General features: G+C 30.7%; 6 protein-coding genes and 1 pseudogene. 2 read left to right on the forward strand and 5 right to left on the reverse strand.

Translation table 11 applies throughout. The features are described from left to right. A pseudogene (locus ACH2BG_RS08175) lies at positions 1-102 on the forward strand (phytoene/squalene synthase family protein); the annotation flags it as partial. A gap of 5 nt (positions 103-107) precedes the next feature. Then, positions 108-548, forward strand: a complete 441-nt coding sequence (locus ACH2BG_RS08180; protein ID WP_395047210.1) for a sterol desaturase family protein — start codon at positions 108-110, stop codon at positions 546-548. A 51-nt stretch (positions 549-599) separates the two neighbouring features. Here ACH2BG_RS08180 and ACH2BG_RS08185 read toward each other — a convergent pair whose 3' ends face one another. The 5 genes from ACH2BG_RS08185 to ACH2BG_RS08205 form a co-directional block, all read right to left on the reverse strand. Further along, positions 600-1,136 (reverse strand): DUF4252 domain-containing protein, encoded by a 537-nt coding sequence (locus ACH2BG_RS08185; RefSeq protein WP_395047211.1) that lies wholly within the window; start codon positions 1,134-1,136, stop codon positions 600-602. A 2-nt stretch (positions 1,137-1,138) separates the two neighbouring features. Next, entirely contained in the window at positions 1,139-1,669 is a 531-nt protein-coding gene (locus ACH2BG_RS08190; protein ID WP_395047212.1) for a DUF4252 domain-containing protein, read from the reverse strand. A 25-nt stretch (positions 1,670-1,694) separates the two neighbouring features. After that, on the reverse strand, positions 1,695-2,147 hold the full coding sequence (locus tag ACH2BG_RS08195) for a hypothetical protein (RefSeq protein WP_395047213.1): 453 nt from the start codon (positions 2,145-2,147) through the stop codon (positions 1,695-1,697). Then, positions 2,134-2,643 (reverse strand): RNA polymerase sigma factor, encoded by a 510-nt coding sequence (locus tag ACH2BG_RS08200; protein ID WP_395047214.1) that lies wholly within the window; start codon positions 2,641-2,643, stop codon positions 2,134-2,136. The genes ACH2BG_RS08195 and ACH2BG_RS08200 overlap by 14 nt, the downstream gene beginning before the upstream one ends. A gap of 131 nt (positions 2,644-2,774) precedes the next feature. Continuing rightward, positions 2,775-3,255 (reverse strand): TonB-dependent receptor domain-containing protein (locus tag ACH2BG_RS08205; RefSeq protein ID WP_395047215.1); only part of this gene is annotated, 481 nt, incomplete at its 5' end.

Here is a 3,255-nt window from a genome sequence, read left to right on the forward strand (position 1 = left end):
CCATCGGCAGAAATAAAAAATACTAGAGTTAGAGTTTCTGATTATCAAAAAGTTAGTTTACTTGCTAATTGTTATGTAAAATATCGTTTAAATTTATTATAGAAATTATGTGGTTATATGTCTTAGTTTTCTTTTTTACATTCTTTTTTATGGAGTTTATGGCTTGGTTTAGTCACAAATATATCATGCACGGTTTCTTGTGGAATTTGCATGCTGATCATCACAAGAAAGACCACGATTCTTGGTTTGAGCGAAATGATACTTTTTTTATATTTTATGCTATTGTGAGTATCATTTTCTTTTTACTTTGGAAAAATGATATTCTCGAAGTTGGTCTTGCCATTGGTTTAGGAATTTTTGCTTACGGATTAACTTATTTTCTAGTTCATGATATTTTTATTCACCAGAGATTTAAATTATTCAGGAATTCCAATAATAGATATGCTCGTGCAGTTCGTAGAGCGCACAAAATGCATCACAAGCATATAGGAAAAGGTAATGGAGAGTGTTTTGGAATGCTTATCGTTCCTTTTAAATATTTCAAATAAATGAGAAAAGCGATCTGATAGATCGCTTTTCTTTTACAATAATTAACCAAATTATTTCATTAACTCTTGCAATGGTTTTAGTTGATCTAGATTCATGTTTCCGTTCTTAAGGATATTCATCATTTCCATAATATAAGTAGGATTCATATCTTTTCCAAGAACTCGAACTACGGCAAAGCCATTTTCCTTTTTGTTTCCGTAAATAACAAATTCTTCTATATGTTCGTCAGTCCCCACAAAACTTATTTGAGCTCCTTCCTTTCCTGAGCCAAACTTCATTAGTTGTTGGTATTTTACATCTTTTAGAATCAACGTTACTTTCGCTCTTTCCACTTCAAACTGGGCTTTGTTTTTATCATTTATTTTAAATGCTAATACATTTATTTTTTCAAATGATGCCAAAGCTTCTTTTTGTGAAACACTTAATTTAGTATTGTCTATATTCAACATTTTTGGCGTCAAATCGATGGCTACGAAATCTTTATTTTCAGTATTTTCTACAAAATATTTTTGCAAACTTGGTTCGCTTTTGCAACTAAACAATAGTGCTAAAGTGCAACCTACGAGAAATCTTACTAGCATTGCCATGATTAGTTTTTACTAGCTTTTTTAAGAACATCTCCGCCAGGAATATTCATTTTGTTTGTTAGTGTCGAAATTTCATTAATATCAAAATCTCCTGTAAGTGACATTAGAACTGTTTCGTTTCCTTTTGTATTTGTGCTCTCAATAAACATTAACAATTCTTTTACTTGGCTATCTGAACTTCCAGATTTTACATAAATTTTTACATTTTTTCCACCATCATTCACACGCATTAGTTCGTCTAAATTACTAGTTTTTAGATATTTTTCTACGTTTAACTTCATGTCTGCAGTTGTTTTTGAACTCGATGTCATAAATACTTTTAGATTGTCTAATTTTTTTATTAATGATAAGTATTTTTGTGCATCTTTATCTGAAGCTTCCATTTTTACTTTGCTCATCAAATCGAACATTTTCTTGTTTACGATTATCGAAGTTACATTATCTTGTCCGTCGTATTTGTCGAACAATGATTGTGCTTGACTAAAAAATGGTAGTAAGATAAATAAGGCTATAATTATTGATTTTTTGTTCATGATTTTAATTTTAATTGATTGATTTTTACTTTTTAAAAATTCTGTTTTTAGCAGTTTCGTACTCTTGTACATACATTACACTTTCTATGCCAACATTTACATTAGATGACAATAATGCTAACGCTTTTTGTGTTTCTTTGAATGCGATTTCGGGGCTTTCGTAAGTTCCCAACTCATTCTGATGATTCACAGGTTCATTAGTATTTATCATATAAAAGGTAGCAACTCCCAACAAAACTACAACTGATGCTGCAACAGACAACCACATAACATTACGTTTTTTAGTGATTTGTGGAATCTCTTTTGCAAATTCTTGTTTTTTTGCTTGGGTAAAATAACCAACCATTGCCTTATATTGCTCTAAATGTGGCGCCACATCTTGAGATGAAAAGTAGCTGCGCAACTCCTTTTCTTCGACAATCGAGGTTTCTCCTTGAAAATATTTTTCGATTAATATCTCTATTTTATTGAATTCCATAATTATGGGTGTTTGTCAGTTTTTCTCTTATTGTTTTTCTGGCTCTCGATAAGGCTACTCTAATTGTAGCTTCACTCATTTCTAATATTTTTGCAATTTCTTCAAACTCATATTGCTCGACATCTCGCATCTGGATAATTAGTTTTTGCTGTTCTGGCAAATCATTTATCCATTTTTCGACCCAACTCCAAGAATCATTGTCTTCTACTTTTTGCTGCAAACTGGCACCGTTTTCGACATAATTATTATGTACAATTTGTAAATTCGTTGCTCGTTTTGATTTAAGAACATCTAAACAATAATTTTTTGTTATTGTCATTGCATAGGCTTCAGTACTTCCAAAATCATTAAGAACATTATTCTTATTCCAAAGTTTTACAAGAACTTCTTGTGTTGCATCTTCGGCTTCTTCGGTACTTACGAGTAATCGTTTGGCTAACCTGAACATTTTGTCCTTAAATGGTTTTACATGGTTTATAAATTCAATCTGGTTCATAATGGTTGGTTATATAGTCAAGACGAGTGACTGTATTTTTTGTTACAAGATAATAAAAATTATTTTCATCAATACGAAAAAACCTCGCTCTAAATGGTTAGAGCGAGGTTTTTATAAAATTTTGAATTATTTTAGAATAAGAAATTAAACCCAAGTTTAAAGCTTCTTCCTCTGGTGCTATACCCTCTTGACTCTACAAAATCTTTGTCTAGAATATTATCTACCGCTCCAAAAACATTTAATCTGCTTTTCATTAGTTCGTATCGCAAGTTAGTATTCACTAATTGATAATCTTTTAATATTTCAGAGTTTAAAACTGCGTCGTAAGTTGGTGCTGGATAAGTTGTATATTCTGTAATTCTATCCGAAACAAACTGATAGGCAATATTTACTCCTAATCGCGAGGTTGCTTTTACATCTAATCCTGCATTTACTTTATGTTTAGGATTTAGGATTCTTGATTGTCTTTCTAATTCTGAGAAAGTGTAATTTGCATTAAATTTAATATGTTCATTAAATGTATATGTTATCATCGTTTCTACACCTTTTACTTTATTAAGCCCTTTGTCATTAAAGTATTTGTAAGAGACTAAATCGAATCCAATTACATCA

Origin of the sequence: Flavobacterium sp. (assembly GCF_043779715.1) — a bacterium.
Lineage (GTDB): Bacteria > Bacteroidota > Bacteroidia > Flavobacteriales > Flavobacteriaceae > Flavobacterium.

Bases quoted from the DNA above. Each gene is read 5' to 3' on its own strand.
- ACH2BG_RS08180 (WP_395047210.1), top strand. From the start codon at position 108: ATGTGGTTATATGTCTTAGTTTTCTTTTTTACATTCTTTTTTATGGAG.
- ACH2BG_RS08185 (WP_395047211.1), bottom strand. From the start codon at position 1,136: ATGGCAATGCTAGTAAGATTTCTCGTAGGTTGCACTTTAGCACTATTG.
- ACH2BG_RS08190 (WP_395047212.1), bottom strand. From the start codon at position 1,669: ATGAACAAAAAATCAATAATTATAGCCTTATTTATCTTACTACCATTT.
- ACH2BG_RS08195 (WP_395047213.1), bottom strand. From the start codon at position 2,147: ATGGAATTCAATAAAATAGAGATATTAATCGAAAAATATTTTCAAGGA.
- ACH2BG_RS08200 (WP_395047214.1), bottom strand. From the start codon at position 2,643: ATGAACCAGATTGAATTTATAAACCATGTAAAACCATTTAAGGACAAA.